Origin of the sequence: Salipiger sp. PrR007, assembly GCF_010499845.1 — a bacterium.
GTDB lineage: Bacteria > Pseudomonadota > Alphaproteobacteria > Rhodobacterales > Rhodobacteraceae > Salipiger > Salipiger pacificus_A.
On sequence record NZ_JAAGOZ010000040.1, the window covers coordinates 14836 to 31869 of the forward strand.

The 17034-nt window shown below is 61.1% G+C and carries 20 protein-coding genes; 14 read left to right on the top strand and 6 right to left on the bottom strand.

All coding sequences use genetic code 11. The features are described from left to right. Positions 1–65 precede the first annotated feature (65 nt). Together G0Q01_RS17920 and G0Q01_RS17925 are read right to left on the bottom strand one after the other, a co-directional pair. On the bottom strand, positions 66–644 hold the full coding sequence (locus G0Q01_RS17920; protein WP_043772518.1) for a cation transporter: 579 nt from the start codon (positions 642–644) through the stop codon (positions 66–68). Between the two features lie 103 nt (positions 645–747). Next, positions 748–1176, bottom strand: a complete 429-nt coding sequence (locus G0Q01_RS17925) for a helix-turn-helix domain-containing protein (protein ID WP_013959865.1) — start codon at positions 1174–1176, stop codon at positions 748–750. A 171-nt stretch (positions 1177–1347) separates the two neighbouring features. Between G0Q01_RS17925 and G0Q01_RS17930 the strand changes: the two genes are divergently transcribed. The 13 genes from G0Q01_RS17930 to G0Q01_RS17985 are packed head-to-tail and all read left to right on the top strand — an operon-like array spanning position 1348 to position 11960. Beyond that, positions 1348–1950 (top strand): SCO family protein, encoded by a 603-nt coding sequence (locus tag G0Q01_RS17930; protein ID WP_235940241.1) that lies wholly within the window; start codon positions 1348–1350, stop codon positions 1948–1950. A gap of 5 nt (positions 1951–1955) precedes the next feature. Further along, positions 1956–2378 carry a disulfide bond formation protein B gene (locus tag G0Q01_RS17935; protein ID WP_043772523.1) on the top strand — a complete coding sequence of 141 codons (423 nt, stop codon included), beginning with the start codon at positions 1956–1958 and terminating at the stop codon, positions 2376–2378. Next, the gene (locus G0Q01_RS17940; protein WP_018001721.1) at positions 2375–3034 is read left to right on the top strand and encodes a thioredoxin domain-containing protein; all 660 of its coding nucleotides are present in this window, start codon (positions 2375–2377) and stop codon (positions 3032–3034) included. Before G0Q01_RS17935 ends, G0Q01_RS17940 begins: the two co-directional genes overlap by 4 nt. A 23-nt stretch (positions 3035–3057) precedes the next feature. Continuing rightward, entirely contained in the window at positions 3058–3525 is a 468-nt protein-coding gene (locus G0Q01_RS17945; RefSeq protein ID WP_043772530.1) for a copper chaperone PCu(A)C, read from the top strand. Further along, positions 3525–4151, top strand: coding sequence for an SCO family protein (locus G0Q01_RS17950; RefSeq protein WP_043772532.1), 627 nt, complete (start codon positions 3525–3527; stop codon positions 4149–4151). Before G0Q01_RS17945 ends, G0Q01_RS17950 begins: the two co-directional genes overlap by 1 nt. Continuing rightward, a complete protein-coding gene (locus G0Q01_RS17955) occupies positions 4148–5521 on the top strand; it encodes a M23 family metallopeptidase (RefSeq protein WP_043772535.1) in 1374 nt (457 codons plus the stop codon). The genes G0Q01_RS17950 and G0Q01_RS17955 overlap by 4 nt, the downstream gene beginning before the upstream one ends. Before the next feature lie 3 nt (positions 5522–5524). Further along, a complete protein-coding gene (locus G0Q01_RS17960; protein ID WP_043772538.1) occupies positions 5525–5980 on the top strand; it encodes a DUF411 domain-containing protein in 456 nt (151 codons plus the stop codon). Between the two features lie 12 nt (positions 5981–5992). After that, complete coding sequence (locus G0Q01_RS17965) at positions 5993–6775, top strand: ZIP family metal transporter (protein WP_038008344.1); 783 nt, start codon at positions 5993–5995, stop codon at positions 6773–6775. A 28-nt stretch (positions 6776–6803) separates the two neighbouring features. Further along, on the top strand, positions 6804–7262 hold the full coding sequence (gene lspA / locus G0Q01_RS17970) for a signal peptidase II (RefSeq protein ID WP_009573591.1): 459 nt from the start codon (positions 6804–6806) through the stop codon (positions 7260–7262). Beyond that, the gene (lnt, locus tag G0Q01_RS17975; RefSeq protein ID WP_043772545.1) at positions 7229–8842 is read left to right on the top strand and encodes an apolipoprotein N-acyltransferase; all 1614 of its coding nucleotides are present in this window, start codon (positions 7229–7231) and stop codon (positions 8840–8842) included. Before lspA ends, lnt begins: the two co-directional genes overlap by 34 nt. Continuing rightward, the gene (locus tag G0Q01_RS26620; protein ID WP_009815492.1) at positions 8833–9000 is read left to right on the top strand and encodes a hypothetical protein; all 168 of its coding nucleotides are present in this window, start codon (positions 8833–8835) and stop codon (positions 8998–9000) included. The genes lnt and G0Q01_RS26620 overlap by 10 nt, the downstream gene beginning before the upstream one ends. Before the next feature lie 24 nt (positions 9001–9024). Continuing rightward, on the top strand, positions 9025–10962 hold the full coding sequence (locus G0Q01_RS17980; protein ID WP_068286412.1) for a penicillin acylase family protein: 1938 nt from the start codon (positions 9025–9027) through the stop codon (positions 10960–10962). Continuing rightward, positions 10959–11960, top strand: a complete 1002-nt coding sequence (locus G0Q01_RS17985) for a cytochrome c oxidase assembly protein (protein WP_043772557.1) — start codon at positions 10959–10961, stop codon at positions 11958–11960. The genes G0Q01_RS17980 and G0Q01_RS17985 overlap by 4 nt, the downstream gene beginning before the upstream one ends. A 219-nt stretch (positions 11961–12179) precedes the next feature. On the opposite strand, the gene G0Q01_RS17990 is transcribed toward G0Q01_RS17985, so the two are convergent. The 3 genes from G0Q01_RS17990 to G0Q01_RS18000 form a co-directional block, all read right to left on the bottom strand. Next, entirely contained in the window at positions 12180–12692 is a 513-nt protein-coding gene (locus G0Q01_RS17990) for a murein L,D-transpeptidase family protein (protein ID WP_040618649.1), read from the bottom strand. 182 nt (positions 12693–12874) lie between these two features. Continuing rightward, entirely contained in the window at positions 12875–13156 is a 282-nt protein-coding gene (locus tag G0Q01_RS17995) for a zf-TFIIB domain-containing protein (RefSeq protein ID WP_043772558.1), read from the bottom strand. Between the two features lie 34 nt (positions 13157–13190). After that, the gene (locus tag G0Q01_RS18000; RefSeq protein WP_043772560.1) at positions 13191–15545 is read right to left on the bottom strand and encodes a cation-translocating P-type ATPase; all 2355 of its coding nucleotides are present in this window, start codon (positions 15543–15545) and stop codon (positions 13191–13193) included. A 182-nt stretch (positions 15546–15727) separates the two neighbouring features. Between G0Q01_RS18000 and G0Q01_RS18005 the strand changes: the two genes are divergently transcribed. After that, complete coding sequence (locus G0Q01_RS18005; RefSeq protein ID WP_164213689.1) at positions 15728–16012, top strand: hypothetical protein; 285 nt, start codon at positions 15728–15730, stop codon at positions 16010–16012. Between the two features lie 47 nt (positions 16013–16059). Here the strand turns inward: G0Q01_RS18005 and G0Q01_RS18010 are convergent, their stop codons facing one another. Further along, the gene (locus G0Q01_RS18010) at positions 16060–16722 is read right to left on the bottom strand and encodes a L,D-transpeptidase (RefSeq protein WP_009503854.1); all 663 of its coding nucleotides are present in this window, start codon (positions 16720–16722) and stop codon (positions 16060–16062) included. Between the last annotated feature and the right edge of the window lie 312 nt (positions 16723–17034).

The window sequence follows — 17034 nt, forward strand, 5'->3', positions numbered from 1 at the left end:
GGAACAAACCTAATTGCTATAGTCACTATAGCTTCAACCCTTTCTTCAGAAAGAATCTCCCGCAACTATTTGCCCGTGTGAACCGCTTTGTGGTGTTCGCCATGTGCGTCGCGTAGAATATCGATACCGCCCCAGGCCGCGATCCCGGCGACAATCACGCCGACGACGAGGTCCGGCCAGTTGGTTCCTAGCCAGGCGACGAGGCCACCGGCCACGACGATACCGAGGTTCGCGGCGAAATCGTTGTAACTGAAGGTGTTGGCCGCGCGGATGTTGACGTCCGGATTTTTGAGCTTAGCGAGCAGCCAAACGCAGACTGCGTTGATAGCCGCCGCGATCAGGGCCATTGCAATCATGATCGTCCCGAGCGGATCTGACCCACCGATGTAGCGGCGCCACGCATCGTAGAGGATGCCTGCAGCGAACAGGATCAGCAGCCCGCCGGAAACGTTCGCCGCCCCGCGTTTCCATTTGGCGGATCGGGACAAAGCGAAAAGGCTGATCGCGTAGACGAAGCTGTCGGAGAGGTTATCGAGCCCGTTGGCGATCAGGGCACTTGAGTCGCCGAAGGCGCCTGTTGCGAAAAAGGCCACGGCCAAACCGATATTGAGCGCCAGAACGATCCAAAGCGTCCGTCTCTCCATTGAATCTTGTCTAGCGGCCATTTTGTGGTTCCAGCTTGTGTTGTACGACACATTAACTTCTGCGGCTGATCTGCGTTCCAGCCGGAATGTTGGCTGAATTCCTTCAGGCCCCGATTTCCTCGTGCTCGGTCAGGCATTCCGAATGGTCCCGCAACACCTCAAGCACCTTGCAATCTCCCGTCCGCCCGCCGCTGCATTCGTGAACCATGCGTTTCAGTTCCGTGCGCAGCGCCTTCAGGCGGGCCATGCGCTGCTCCACCTGTTTGAGCTGGCGACGCGCGATGGCATCAGCTTCATCACAGGGCCGATTGGGATGGTCGCTGAGGTCGAGCAGCTCGCGGATCGCATCGAGCGAGAAGCCGAGTTGCCGCGAGTGGCGGATGAAGGACAGTCGATCAAGCTGTGCATTGTCGTAGCGCCTCTGTCCGCCTTCGGTCCTGCCAGGTTCGGGCATGAGTCCGATCTGTTCGTAGTACCGGATGGTCTGCACTTTTGTGCCAGTCTTCTTTGACAGAGTACCGATCGTGAGCATTTTCGCCTCCATGAAAAAGATACAGTTTGTGTAGGTTTTGCCGTCGGAATAAACAAGTGTCGGATTCACAGACGCGTGAGTTCAAGCTATACCATGATCTCGTGCTTGAACCTCTAGCAGCTAGAGGATGTATCCGCACAGGCAATAAGAATCAAAATCAGGCGAACAGGATTGTCCCTTACATCGGCACAGAAGTTTCTTTGGGTTTTGGCAGGCGTGGCAGCGCTTGCCTTCATATGGCTTTTGCTATGGTCCGATTATCGTGCCGATAGCGCCCGAACCGACGCCGAACCGCCTTTTTTCGCTGAGTTCGAACTGACGGACCACCAGGGTATGGTTCGAACCGAGGAGGACTTTGCGGGGCGCTGGATGCTGGTTTTTTTCGGCTTTACCAACTGCCCCGACGTCTGCCCGACGACCCTATCCGAGGTCGCGGCGGTGATGGACGGTCTGGGCGACGATGCCGCCAAGGTCCAGCCGATTTTCATAACAATCGACCCTGAACGAGACACGCCCGCAGCACTCGCCGAATACGTCCCGCTGTTCGATGCGGGCATCATCGGGCTGACCGGCACGCCGGAACAGATCGCCGCCACATCCGAGACCTTTCCGATCTTCTTCGAACGCGTCGAAGAGGCTGCGGCGCCGGATGGTTACACGATGGGCCACACGTCGCATCTGTTCCTCTTCGATCCCGACGCGGGCTTCGCCGACTCGTGGCCCTACGGCACCTCCGCCGAAGAGATCCTCGCCGATCTGGAAGAGAGGATCTGACCGACATGAACCGTATGTCCGGAGAAACAGCCCTCGGGCTGGCGTGGATCATCGCGCTCGTCGCCTCGCTTGCCGTGCTTTTCATCGGCGAGGTGCTGGGGCAGACGCCCTGTGTGCTGTGCTGGTTCCAGCGCGCCTTCATGTTCCCCTTGGCCATTGTCCTCGGGCTCGGCCTTTGGTGGCGGGACGGCCGCGTGGGGCGCTACGGCATCGCATTGGCGCTTGGCGGCGGCGCAATCGCCCTCTGGCACATGGGGCTGTACGTCGGTCTTGTTCCCGAACGCGTCCAGCCCTGCACGGCCACCGGCCCCTCTTGCACCGATGACAACCAACTGGTCGTCGGCATCCCTATCCCGCTGATGGCGCTCGCCGCCTTCGCGCTGATCGGGGCGCTGTCGGCCCTTTCATTGAAGGACACACGAACATGAATCGACGCGGCCTGATCCTGTCCGTTCTTGCCCTCGGCGCCGCCGGTTTCGGCGGAGCCACCTGGTTTGCAATCCGCCCCGGCCCAGTGGCCGAAGCGGAGCCCGTTGCTCCGGAACTTGCGGAGGCGATGATCCGCCCCTACTCGCCCATCCTCGGGCCTGCGGATGCGCCCGTCACGATCGTCGAATTCTTCGATCCGGCCTGCGAGGCCTGTCGCGCCTTTCATCCCATCGTGAAGGACATCATGGCCGAGCATGGGGAAGCTGTCCGCGTCGTGATCCGCTACACGCCCTTCCACGGCGCGGCATCCGAGGAAGCCATCCGCGTGCTCGAGGCGGCGCGCATGCAGGACGTTTACGTGCCGGTGCTCGAGGCCGTTCTGCGGGAACAGCCGAGATGGGCGTCGCACGGTGCCCCGGCGCCTGGCCTGATCCTTCAGATCGCCGCCACGGCCGGACTCGATGCCGAAGCCGCGCGCACGCAAATGCTGGCACCCGGTGTCGTGGCGATCCTTAACCAGGATCGTGCTGACGTCGAGGCCGTGGGAATTCGCCAGACGCCCACATTCTTTGTGAACGGCAAGCCGCTCGATCCATTCGGGGAGGCAGAGTTGCGTCGTCTGGTGGCCGCCGAAGTCGCTGCCGCGCAAAGCTGAATGGAAAGGGCAGGATCAGAACGATGAAAAAGTATATTTTGACTGGCACACTGGCCGCGCTTTTGACCCTTGGAGGGCTCTCGGTGCCCGCGCTGGCCGGACCCGAGGATGTTGTCGTCGAGAACGCGTGGTCCCGCGCCTCCATCGGGATGAACCGTCCCGGGGCCGCTTACATGACGATCCGCAACACTAGCGACGAGCCGGTGACGCTGATCGGCCTTACAACACCGCTCGCGATGATGCCCGAAATCCACGAGACGAAGACCAATGCCGAAGGTGTGAGCTCCATGAGCCCGGCGGGGGAGATCGTGATCGCCCCGGGCGAGAGCATCGCGCTCGAACCGGGGGGCCTGCACGCAATGCTGATGCGGCTGCAAGAACCAATGACGGAAGGGGACACTTTTCCGCTGACCCTGCTTTTCGACGACGGAGGCGAAGTGACGGTCGAGGTGCCGATCCTCGGCATCGCCGCGCGGGGGCCGGAGGACTGATGCGGCGACGGGCGATCCTGGGGTACGGCGCGGCCGTTGTTGGGGCGGTCGCCCTGATGCTCTTCGTCGGTTGGTGGCGGGTCGACGGACCCGGTGCACCCGCACCTGTCGGGCAGCTGACTGTGGCCCTGACCGAGATGGACTTCCGTCTGACGGATCATGAGGGCAACGTGGTCGGGCCGGAAGCCCTCATCGGGCGACCGACGATGGCGTTCTTTGGCTTCACCTACTGTCCCGATGTCTGCCCGACCACGCTATCGGACATTTCGGGATGGCTCGACGATCTGGGAGACGAGGCCGACGAGATGAACGTGGTTTTCATCACGGTCGATCCCGAGCGCGACACTGTCGAAACGATGGCCGAATATGTCGGCTACTTCCATCCGGCGATCCGCGGCTGGACGGGACCGGAAGAGCAGATCGCGCGCGTCGCGGACGGCTTCCGCGCCACCTACGTGCGGGTGCCGACGGAAAGCGGCGATTACACGATGAACCACACCGCGAGCGTCTTCCTGTTCGCAGCCTCTGGGCGGTTCGTCACCATGATCGACTATCACGAACCCAGAGAATTCGCGGTGCCGAAAATTCGCCGCGCGCTGGAAGAAGAAACGGAGGGGGCGACATGAGGCTCAGAACTTTGGCGGCTTGTGTTGCAATTGCGGGGACGGTTTCGGGTGCGGCTATCGCCATCTTCGATCTTTTGTCGAAAGAACCCGTGCCGCCGGAACTTGTCCAGGCAGGTAGCTGGATGCCCCAACGTCCTGAAGTCCCCCAGAACGTTGACATTCCCGTGACGCTGCCCGTGACGGCATGGGCAGACGATGCACACAATCTCAGCCCGCTGCCCCTTCTGCAGGTCGCTGTTGCCGACAGGCCGGTACGGGCGATCGAGCCACCGCTGTCGACATGGTCGCGCGACGTTGCAGCTGGCGAGACGCTCGATTTCTTGCTGTCCGAAGCTGGACTTGCGGCACCTGACAGAGCCGAAGTTGCCCTCGCGCTTGGCGCGGAATACGATCTGCGACGGCTGCGGCCGGGGCACTCGGTCACTGTTGCTTCGACCATGGACGGCAGCCCCCGCACCGTCTCACTCGCCGTCGAGGACGGGGTTCGGATCGAGGTGGTTTTCGGCGAGCAGTTGTCCACACAGGTCGTGGCTCCGGATCCGGAGATCGTAACCCTTGCCGGCGAAGCCGTAATCGACAGCTCGATCTTCGCGGCACTCGACGAAGCCGGCATACCCGCCCGTTTTTCCGTGGACCTTGCGCAGATGCTGGGTGGGACCGTGGATTTCCGCCGCGAGATGTCCGGCGGCGAAACACTAAGGCTTCTCTGGCGTGAGGCGCGGGTCGGCGAGGACAGGATCGGACAGCCCGAACTCGCCTTCGCCGCACTGGAGATCGGCGGTTCGCTTTACGAGATCGTATGGCCGGACGACGGCAGCGGTCAGGCGACGATCTACGTCGATGGCGAGGTGCTGCGCGTCTTTGCACAGCCGGTCGAGGGCGCACGCCTCAGCTCGGTGTTCGGACGCCGCACGCATCCGGTCTTTGGCAACGTCCGGATGCACACCGGCGTCGATTTTGCAGCGGCACGTGGGACACCGGTTCAAGCGACGGCACCGGGGCGGGTCAATTTCATCGGCTGGCGCGGCGGATATGGTCGCGTGGTCGAAATCTTGCACGGCTCCGACACCATGACGCGCTACGCGCATCTGAGCGCCGTGCCGGAAGACTTGGCACAAGGCCAACGCGTTGCGGCGGGAGACGTGATCGGCCGCGTCGGCGCGACTGGCACGGCGACAGGTCCGAACCTGCACTATGAGGTGCTCGTGGATGGGCGCCCGACTGACCCCCTCTCTGACGACCGGCTCGCCGAAGCGGCCGAGAGCGATGCGGATGATACCGCCGCGCTCTCGCGTCTGGCCGAGGCGCGGGCGCTTCTGAATGAAAACCTCGGCAGCGAGATTGCCAAAACGACAACCGAAAGGCTCTGACCCATGAAACGCATGACCCAAGCTCTTGCCATCACGCTCGCCCTGTTCCCAGCGGCCCAGGCCCTCGCAGAGGCAACGGCGATCGACGTCCGCAAGACCAACGGATGCGGCTGCTGCCTCTCGTGGATGAAACATCTCGAAGAGAACGGGTTTGTGCCGACCGGCCAGGACATGTTCGGCGGGCTTCTCGTGCGCTTCAAGCTAGACAACGGCGTGCCGCAGCGCATGGTCTCCTGCCACACCGCGCTCATTGACGGCTACGTGATCGAGGGCCATGTACCGGCCGCTGACATCCGCCGCCTTCTCGAGGAGCGCCCGGACGCCGTCGGCCTCGCTGTTCCGGGGATGCCCTATGGCTCGCCCGGCATGGGGCCAGAAGACGACCGCGAGGCCTATGATGTCTTCCTCATCCGCAAGGACGGGTCGACGGAAGTCTTTTCGAGCTACGCCGAAGGATAATCTGGCCCGCCCATGGAAAATTTGTCTCCGATAATGCTCGGCTTTCTCGGAAGTCTTGCCGCCGGATCGCTCACAGCAGTCGGAGCAGTTCCCGTGCTGTTCGGGCGCATCCCGTCTCGGGCCACACGCGATCTGTCGCTCGGCTTCGCTGCCGGTGTGATGCTCGCCGCTTCTTTCTTTTCGCTGATCATCCCGGCATTGGATGCGGCGGAGCCGATGTTCGAAAACGGCGCGATGCCTGCGGCCATCGTATGCGTTTCGATTCTTCTGGGCATGGGGGCTGTCGCCCTGATGAACGAAAAGCTGCCGCACGAGCACTTCAAGACGGGACGCGAAGGGCCCGAAGCGGCGTCTTTGCGGCGGGTCTGGTTGTTCATCATTGCGATCACGATCCACAACTTCCCTGAAGGCCTTGCCGTGGGGGTCGGCTTCGGATCCGGAGGTATGGAGGGCGGTCTGCCGCTCGCCATCGGCATCGGGCTTCAGAATGCGCCCGAAGGATTGGCCGTCGCTGTATCTCTGCTGGGCGAGGGATATCCGAAGCTGCGCGCCTGGGGCATCGCGGCGCTGACGGGCATGGTCGAGCCGATTGGCGGTTTGCTCGGGGCCGGCATCATCACACTGTCGGAACCGCTGCTTCCATGGGGTCTGGCCTTTGCCGCGGGCGCAATGCTCTACGTCATTAGCCACGAAATCATCCCCGAAACCCATCGCAGCGGCCATCAGAACAGGGCGACGCTCGGTCTCGCAGTCGGGCTCGTTCTGATGCTGTTCCTTGATGTCTGGTTGGGATGAGGCAATGTCACTAAACAAGGTATCTCCGATGATCGGCGTCTTCGCAGCACTTGCTGCGTTCGCGATCGATCAGATCACCAAAGCCATTGTCGTTGCGAATGCCGTCACTTTAAGCGCCGGGATTCCCGTGTTTCCGGGATTCAACCTCGTCTTTTATCGTAATGACGGCGTGACTTTCGGGATGTTGGGCGGCGCGCCGTGGTGGAGCCTCATCGCTCTCGCTCTTGCCATCTGTGTTTGGCTGGGGGTTATGCTGTTTCGCGCCGAAAATGCGGTCGAAACACTTGCCTATGGCGCGATCATTGGCGGAGCCCTGGGCAATGTCATCGATCGTGTGCGGTATCGGGCTGTAACAGACTTTCTCGATTTCTACATTGGCACAACACATTGGCCTGCCTTCAACTTGGCCGATGTATTTGTAGTCAGTGGCGTGGGGCTCTTGCTCGCCGCGCCATGGATCAGCGCGCGGCGTTCGATCAAGTCGTGAAGCCGGAAATTCTGAACCGCATCGCTCTGCGCCACCGTTTTCTTTCGCGGATGACGCTTGGTTTCGTCGCCGGGGCGCTGACCGTTCTGACTTTCCCGCCTTTCTCGCTTCTCTTGCTTGTTCCCGTTGCCTATTCCGCGTTGTTTGTCGGTCTTCGCGATCTCTCCTTCGGGCGCGCTTTCCTCGTCGGCTGGGCGTTTGGTCTTGGCCAGTTCGGTTTCGGGATTTCGTGGATCGCGGAAAGTTTCTACGTCGAGGCCGAGCGGTTTGGGACGATGGCGATCCCGGCGGTCGCGGGATTGTCCGCAGGTCTCGCGATTTTCCCAGCCATTGCCGCCGCGCTTTTTGCCGAAATCGCGCGGCGCGGAGTCATGGGCAGTCTCTTGACCTGCCTCCTGTTCGCGACCTCCTGGACCGTGGCCGAGTGGTTGCGTGGTCACGTTCTGACAGGGTTTCCGTGGAACCTCGCCAGCTACGCTCTGGTCGATTACGCCGCTTTTCGCCAGCCCGCCGCCTGGGTCGGAAGCTATGGGTTAAGCTTTCTCACCGTGTTCGTTGCGGTACTCCCCGGCGCGGCTGCCATGGCGTCCGGGCGGCAACGATTGACCATCTCGCTCATGGCGCTGGCCGGCATAGCGACGATGTGGGCTGTCGGCACGCTTCGCCTCCAGTCGGATGCACAACAGCCACCCACTGTCGACCTGCGCATTGTTCAAGGCAACATTCCACAAGAGGAGAAATGGGCTCCCGAGAACCGCGAGGCGACCTTCGCGCGCTATCTTGAGCTTTCAACCCGGCCCGGCGATTTCGACGTGCTTCTCTGGCCGGAAACCGCCTTTCCGGGTTTCCTCGATGAGGATACGGAGGCGCGGGCCCGCATTGCCGCTGCGTTACCGGACGGCAGCGTGCTGCTCACCGGAGTGCCGGACCGTGTACCGAGCGATGATGGCATGCGATATTTCAACACGGTCCAGGCTTTTGGCGAGACCGGCGAGATCCTGACCGGATACGCGAAACACCATCTCGTACCCTTCGGCGAATATGTGCCATTCCGCGGCTGGTTGCCCATCGAGCGGCTCACGGCGGGTCTGGGCGATTTTACGCCCGGACCGGGCCCGCGAACGCTTGCGCTTCCGGGTGTGCCGCTGGTCGCCGTGGCGATCTGCTATGAGATCATCTTCCCAGGGCATGTGGTCGACGACCTGTTCCGGCCGGACTGGATTTTCAATGCGACCAACGATGCTTGGTTCGGAACCAGCATTGGACCGGAGCAGCACCTCGCCTCCGCACGCATGCGCGCTGTCGAGGAAGGGCTTCCCATCGTCCGGGCCGCAAACACAGGGATCTCCGCGATCATCGACGCAAACGGTGACCTCGTCGCGCGGCTCGGCAACGGAGAAACCGGTGTCATAGATGCGGCTCTGCCCTCTGCTCATCCGTCAACCCTCTATGCGCGCTTCGGCGACTGGGCGCTGCTGGCTCTCATCTTCACTACTTGGGCCGTGGGACTGGCTGCAGATCTGGTCGGCACACACCGGTGCAACAAGAGAACAAGAACGGAGAAAAAGTCATGCTGGTAATCGCGGGCATTGTCGCGGGTGCGATCTGGGGTGGATATCTGGCGCGACGCCGAAAAGGAAACCGGCTGGATATCCTCCAGTATGCGGCGAGTTCGGCGATCGCCTTCGGTCTTCTCACCTATTTCATATCGGTGGTCCTCTTGCGCATCTTTTTTTAAGAAGGGTTTCGAAACAGCACCGACATGAGACGGCTTTTCAACATATTGCTGTACGGGTTTCTGGCAATCTGCATCACGGTATCGGTTGGTTCCGGGTTGGTCTATTTTCTGCTGAGCGCATCCGTTCCCGACTACGACGAGGACTTCACGGTCGCAGGCTTAGGCGGACCGGTCGACATTCTGCGAGATTCTTCGGCAGTCCCGCACATCTCCGCAACTTCCGCTGCAGATGTCTACTTCGCGATCGGCTTCGTTCACGCCCAAGACAGGCTCGGTCAACTGTTAAGGGCAAGGCGAAAAGCGGAAGCATCGTGGCCATCCGATGAGACATTGTCCGTTGCGCCAGCGGTCTCAGACGCGCTCGCGTCCTATGCCGCGGGCGTCAATGCGTGGCTCGAGCTTGTGTCAGAAGGCGGGCGTGGCAGAGGCTCTCCGGAGCTGCTGATCGCAGACGAACGGTCGATCGCGGCCTGGACACCCGGCGATAGCCTGAGGATTGCCCGGTCTTTCCTGAATGGCCTGCGACCGGGAAGCGCACGGGAAGGAATGCCGAGTATATCAGGTGCCATTATACCGGCGGATCGCCTGAGAGTGCCCGAACTGTTTGCGACTGATCCGGAGCAGCGCCTTGATGCATGGGCGATGGACGGCGACCGAACAGCGACCGGAACGCCAATTCTAGCCGCCGATACCAGCGGTTCCCTGTCGCTTCCCTCGGAATGGTATCTCGCAGATCTTCAATTTTCGACAGGGCCGGCCATAGGGGCCACAATGCCGGGCGTACCTTTCGTTATTGTCGGTCGCAATACGCGCGTCGCCTGGGCCTTCCGGTCATTTCCCGTGCCAGACGAGGAGGCACCAAGGGGGCCGTCACCCGTGCAGGCGGCAGGTTTCCTGACGATGCTGGAGCTGTTCGCGCGTTCGGCCGACGCGACCGATGCCATCGGAGTTGCCGCAGACATGTTGCCGAAGGGCATGGAGGCATTGGCCATTGACCGAGAGACCGTTGCCCGATGGCCAAGAGCGGAGGCCGTTCGGGCGTCGTCTTTTCGCGACATTCGACTGGCGGAGCTTGAAGCGCGGCAATCGATCTTCTCGACGGAAGGCGCCATCGGTGTTCAAAGGGACACCGTAAGTTCCGTGGCGCGAACCCTCCTGCCCCTGATGGCGAAAGAGCTTTGGTTCGTGCAGTCCAGAGACAGCACCGAAGGCACCGATGCGGACAACCTTCGTCGTGAGCTACTGGACAGGCTTGCGTCGTGGAATGGCGAAATGGATCGCTATTCACCGGAACCTCTGCTGTTCTGGACCTGGGTCCGGGCTTTGCAGCAGCGCATTTTGAAGGACGAGTTTCCGACAGCGGAGCAACTCTGGACCCGTCCGAACTCGAACTTTCTTTTTGCGGTACTCAGCGATCGTCGCGGTAGCGCGATCTGGTGTGACATCCGCCTATCCTCACCTCGCGAGACATGCGAGGAGCAGGTTCGCGTGGCCCTGGATGATGCCCTTGGCTGGCTGTTCGATCGATATGGGCGCGATCCCTCGACGTGGACCTGGGGGGAAGAGCATAGATTGGACATGCAGTGGTCGCCGATCAGTTCACGTCGGTTGCTGACCAACCTGCTGTCCCTTCAAGCGCCGATTTCCGGCGATCCGTTTACGCAATTCTTAACATCATTTGGTGTCGTAGAAGACCGTCCATTCCTTGTGAGTGCCGGAAGCAATTTTCAGGCGGTCATGTCGATATCGGAAGCAGCGGGATCATACTACATCTCGCCCGCCGGACAGTCGGGACATCCGCTATCTCGATTCTACGACAATCTCTTTCCCTCGTGGATACAAGGCGAATACCTCGCCATGTCGACCGATCTGTCACTGGCCCGTGGCGGCGCTTCCGGGATCTCGCGGCTCACACCAGCTACCTCCGACAACCCTCGGATGAGCGAGGGCCAGAGCGAATGATCACGAACTTCTTATTCCTATACGACCCTTTCGGCTATGTGCTGTCACCGGTGTCGCTCATTGTTGTCGGTCTTACAGCATGGCTGTTTTTGCGTGGGCTCAAAATACACGCTCGCTGTCTCGGAAGGGTTTCTGGTTGGCGTCGAACCGCCTTCTTTGCCGGCCTCGCGGCCGTCCTCGTCGCGACGAATGGGCCGCTCGCGCCATTGGGGCACAGTCTGTTTTCGGTACATCAGGTCGAGCATCTTCTTCTGCGACTGGTAGGACCGCTTCTTATCGCGGTTTCTCAGCCCTGGCTTGGCCTTCAAGCTGGATTGAAAAGGGAATGGCGCCGACGCCTTGCCGCGATTGGGCGTGCGCGCATCCCGCGATTCTTGGCGCTTCCTGCATCTGCCACCTCCCTGTTGATTGGCGCGCTTTTCGTCTGGCAGATCCCGATGATCTACGCCCTTACACAACGTATTGCGGCGATGGAAGCGCTGGCACATCTGTCTATGGTGCTGGCGGGGCTTTGGTACTTTGCTATGCTGTTCGATCCGCGTGATTCGCCTGAAGGAGCGCGGCGCGGTGCTCGACTGATGTCAGGGTTCGTGGTGATCGTTTCCAACATCTTTCTGGGCTCCCTGACAACGCTCAAGGAGGTGCCCCTCTATGGATCAGAAATCATCGCAGCGAGCGGTGGTCGACTTCGCGCCCTGGCTGACGAGACAATCGGCGGCTACGTAATCTGGGTCCCGTCGTCGATGGTTCTCATCGTGGCAATCATCCTGGTGCTGAACGGCTGGAACGCGGCGGAGGAACGGCGCTGGACGTCCCGCTACGACCTGATGCGCCAATCGAATGCGGCGGCGCTCGAGTTTCCGGAAACCGCGGAGGAACTGCGTCTGAAAGTAGAGAAGCCGAACCGGGACATGGGCCGTACCCTCGCCCTTGGCGCATTCGCCATGTTCATGGTTGTCATGATTACCGTCGTGACCATCGTCTATGCCCTCGGATAGATTGAATTCGACATGATACCAGACGTATTCTTCCCCGCTAGGGCCCGCCTGTTTCGCCACTGCCACGGCTGGACACATATTGTAGTGTCCTTACGCGTACCGGGTGCTTGCGCTGGCCCACGGCGGCGAGCGTCACTTTGGCCGTGATCGCCATCGAAGCGATCAACGTGGCCCTGTGCCGACGATTTGCCTGATCTGACGGAAGATCATCTCCTCCCATCAGGCGTAGATGTCGATCGGTGTTCCGTCTTTCACCATTGCATAGATGTCCTCGATCTGCCGATCTGTGACCGCGATGCAGCCAGCTGTCCAGTCGCGGACGTCCGTTGGGTCGATGCCTGGGCGTGGACCACCATGGATGAAGATGTCGCCGCCGGGGGAAAGGCCCTGCGCTTCAGCAAAGGCGATGTCGGCCTCATTCGGATAGGAGATGCCAACCGAAAGATGATACGTACTTTCGGGGTTGCGCTTATCGACTACGTAAGCGCCCTCAGGGGTCCGGCCGTCTCCCTCGAATTGCTTGTGACCCTCAGGAGCGAAACCCAGCCCGACCGGATAGGTTTGCAATACGCGATCGGCTCCGTCCAGAACAAGCAAACGCTGCCCCTTGTAAAGCCGAACACGGGTCACCTCGGGTCCGCCATAGCTGCGGAACTTGCTGGCACAGCCAGACAAAAACGCTGCCAACCCGCCCAACAGGACGGCGCGGCGGGGAAATCGGATGGTTTTCACTGCTCGATGCCTCTTTCGTGAGGTCTGATATGGACATTACGTTACCTTGCAAATGCTGCGTGATCAATGTCCGTGGGCAAGCGCGGCCTTTGCCATCTCTGGACCAACCTGCTCACCGCTGAATGCCTTGCGGGCCTACCGCAGCGCCTTGAGGGCGACCGGCAGGGAGGCCACGGCAAGCCTTAATCGAACAACTCGTGAAGCCAGGATTTGCGGCGATAGCCGTGCTTGCCGCCGCCGTGCTTTCCGCGCCGGTAGCAGCGATCATCGTCGTAGCCGCGCGGCTCAGGCACCCGCTGAGGCGCCACATCGGGTGCCGAACGCTCGATGATCTTGTCCAGTTCGCCTCGGTCTAGCCAGACACCCCGGCAATCGGGACAGAAGTCGATCTCGATCCCCTGGCGGTCGGTCATGCTCAAGGGCACCTCGCAAACCGGACACATCATCCTGCCCTTCACGCTCATGTCTCGTCTCGGCTCCTTTCCGGGTTCTCCCAGTTCAATGACCATGTGCCAGCGCCCCTTTGGCCAAGCCTTCGCCAACCTGCTCACCGCCGGACGGCGGTGCCTTGGCCTCTTGGCTGTTCAGCAGGCGCAGGGCGTTGGCCACCACCAGCAATGACACTCCTACATCGGCTGCAATAGCGCCCCACATCGATGCCACTCCGAACGCAGTAGCGACGACGAAAACGCCCTTGGTCGCCAAGGAAATACCGATGTTCTGATGGATAATCGACATTGTCCGGCGCGAATGACCGATCAGCCAAGGCACCTTGCCGAGATCGTCGGTCATCAGGGCTATATCCGCCGTCTCGATTGCCGCGTCCGAACCAACGGCACCCATTGCGATGGCGTAATGCGCGCGCGCCATGGCCGGGGCGTCGTTGACCCCGTCGCCGATCATGGCCACCATGTCATGCGTTTCGACCAGTTCTTCGATGGCAGTCACCTTGTCTTCGGGCAGAAGCTCGGCACGGACCTCGTCGATGCCGACCTCGGCTGCAACAGCGCGCGCTGTCCGCTCGTTATCACCGGTCAGCATGACGATGGTCTTCACACCCTCCGCGTGAAGCTGCGCCACGATGCCTTTGGCATCCGGGCGGATACGGTCGCGCAATTCCAAGATGCCGGTGACACCGGTGTCGTCGCCCACGGCAACAAGGGTGCTGCCAGCCCCTTCGATGCGGTCGCGCAAATCCTTCGGAATGGCGTCGCCGAAACCCTTCTCCTCGGCAAACCGGTCCGACCCCAGCCAGATCGACCGGCCGTCTGTGCGTCCTTCAAGTCCCCTGCCGGGAACGGTTCGGGTATCTTCCGCGGCGGACACCTTGATGCCGTCGGCTTCTGCCCGCGCGAGAATGGCGCGCGCCAAGGGATGCGAGGAACGTGCCTCCAGCCCAGCGGCGAGGGTCATCAGATCTCGCGCCGATGCTTTGCCCAGCGGATGCACCGCCGCCACCTCGGGCTCGCCCATGGTGATCGTGCCGGTCTTGTCCATGGCCAGTGCAGTGGTCTTGCCCGGTGCCTCGATATATGCACCGCCCTTGATCAGCACCCCGGCCCGCGCTGAGGCGGTGAGTGCGGCGACGATGGAGACCGGTGTCGAGATGACCAGAGCGCATGGGCAAGCGATCACCAGCAGCACGAGTGCATTGTAGAACCAATAATCCCAAGCCCCCCCGAAAATGAGCGGCGGCAACAGGGCAATTGCAATGGCGAGAGCCATGACGATAGGCGTGTAGATGCGGGCGAACTTCGCCACCCACTGTTCCACCGGCGCGCGGCGGGCATGGGCGTCGCCGACCATGCGGATGATCTTGGCCAACACGGTGTCCGAGGCGGCCTTCGTGGCGCGCACCGTCAGTGTGCCTTCGCCGTTGATCGTACCGGCATAGACTTCGTCGCCCCGTTCCTTTGGGACCAGCGCACTCTCTCCGGTGATTGGCGCCTGATCGACGGCCCCTGCCCCATCGACAACCTCACCATCCAATGGGATGCGGTCTCCGCCGCGCACGATGAAACGTGCGTTGATAGCAACCGCAGAAGCCGGAACGTCCGCTTCCGAGCCGTCATCATGAAGAACTCTTGCCGTCGGCGGCGCCAGGTCGAGCAGAGCTGAAACCGCATTCCTCGCACGCCCGACGCTCCAGCTTTCGAGATAAAGCGAGAGCGAGAAGAAGAACGCGACCGTCGCCGCCTCGAAAAATTCGCCGAGGCCAATTGCACCCGCGACTGCGACGACCATCAGCAGGTTCATGTCGGGCGACAGCCTCCGTGCAGACGACCATGCCTTGGGTGCCACGAGCCAGACACCGAACAGGATCGCAACCGCGAATAGCCCTGCCTCGACCAGTGGCATCGGCGCTTCGCCGTGCCCTGCGAAGAGGCCGAGTGCCCCCCCCATGCCGGTCTCGATGATGTGCCACAGAAATCCCGCGGCCCAGAAGCCGCCACTGAGCGCCGTAAACAGCTGCTGGCGTGCAAGATGGGCCGCCTGGTCGACCGACGCGTTTTCGGCATCCCAGGGCTTGGCGGTCATGCCGGTGCTTGCGACCAGTTCTGCAATTTCGCCGTCCGATACACTCTTGGCGCTGTCGAGAATAGTCATCCGTCCATTGATCACGTCGAACGCGAGATGCTCGGCCCCGCCGATCTTCGGGCCGACCACCTTGTTCAGGATTGCTACCTCCTCGGCGCAATCGAGGCCGGACACCTGAAAACTGCGCCCGCACGCTGGCGCGGGGATCGCCGGAACGATGTCGCCGCACGTTCCGGCGCTCCCGCAGCAGCTGCCGCCGCTTTTCTGGGCATCTTCGGCGTGATCGTGGTCGTGACGATGGGTGTCGGACGGCATGAATGGACCTCTGGATTCGGGTGCTTTACCATGACATAGCCCCTACAGTAGCTAGAGCTTCAAGAGCAAAATACGGTGGTATTTCAGTTTGTTTTATTGCTAGAGGATGCGGCGACCGGCTCCATCACGCCTTGAGGCATGAAAAGCCGATGCAAAGAAAAACAGACACGAAAGGAAGCTTGATGCGGGTTTTGATGCTGAAGCAAAAAATAGTGTTTGCAGTGGCGCTGTCGCTTACGGCCGGGTGCGCAATCCAGCCGACTGGATCGGGCGACTCGGCAGACCAGCCGGGCAACGTTCCCGAAGCTGTGATTGCAATGGCTGCCCCGGATCAGGATGTTGCAACCGCGCGCTTGGTGCCGGAAGACGGGTGCTACTGGTACGAACACAGCGGCCCCGTTGAAACGACCTTGTTGCCGCTGCGCACGGTGAACGGCAATCCGATCTGCGTCGCGCGGGAAGCGTGACGACGACCCGCACGTCACATCATTTCGCTCAAAGCTAATTACCTCATTCAACTTCTCGCGGTAACACTGTCCTCAGCCGAATAAAGATGTGCTGTCGATCCAATCTCGACGTTCGGATAGAGCTCGTTGATGTGTGCCATAACCATCCGCACGCAACCCGAACTCGCGCGACCGCCGATGCTTCTCGGATAGGGTGTGCCGTGTATCCGAAGATAGGTGTCGCGATCTCCGACATAGAGATAGAGCGCCCGCGATCCCAAGGCGTTTTGAGGGCCGGGTTCCATCCCGTCGGCCCATCTTGCGTTTTCAGGATCCCGCTCGATCATGTTCTGTGTCGGCGTCCAGTGCGGCCACCTGACCTTGCGCTTGATGTTATAAACACCTGGCTCGTAGAGGTTGCCCCGCGCGATCGCCACGCCGTAGCGCATCGCGGTTCCACCCTCCTCAATGTGGTAGAGATATCGCGCAACCGCATCGACATGGATGTCTCCTGGCACGAGGCCGTCCTTCGCGTCCACACGCTGAGGCAAGAAACGTGGGTGTAGTCCCCAAGGGTTTGACGTGGCCGGATCGAAGCCGGGCGGGCTGACTTGCGCGTCCCATTCAGCCTTCTGCGCTTCGGTGGGCCAGCTATCGGCAAACACAGGGTTGGCCACAGTCGCCGAAAAGAGCGCTGTTGTCGTTTGAATGAAGTGTCGTCTTGTCAGCATTTCGTACCCTTTCGGTTCCCGCCGACGATTGATGGCAAGAACGGTATATGTTCTCCTTGAATAGATAGGACTTCTAGTGGCTGGAGGTTCAAGGGCAAATTTTCGTGAACGCATGCACGCGACCCTGGTAGCACATGCTTGCCTTGCGGGCGGGTTAACGGCCAACCAGGTCAGGTCCGAATTAGCGTGGTAAAGCGGGAGTCAGGGGGCGGAGTAGGACAGATTTGCCGAATTGGTGTAACCGCCGGACGTAATCTCCCCGAAACCGCCGTTTGAATTTTCCCCAGACGAGAGCGTCAGGGCCAATTCCGA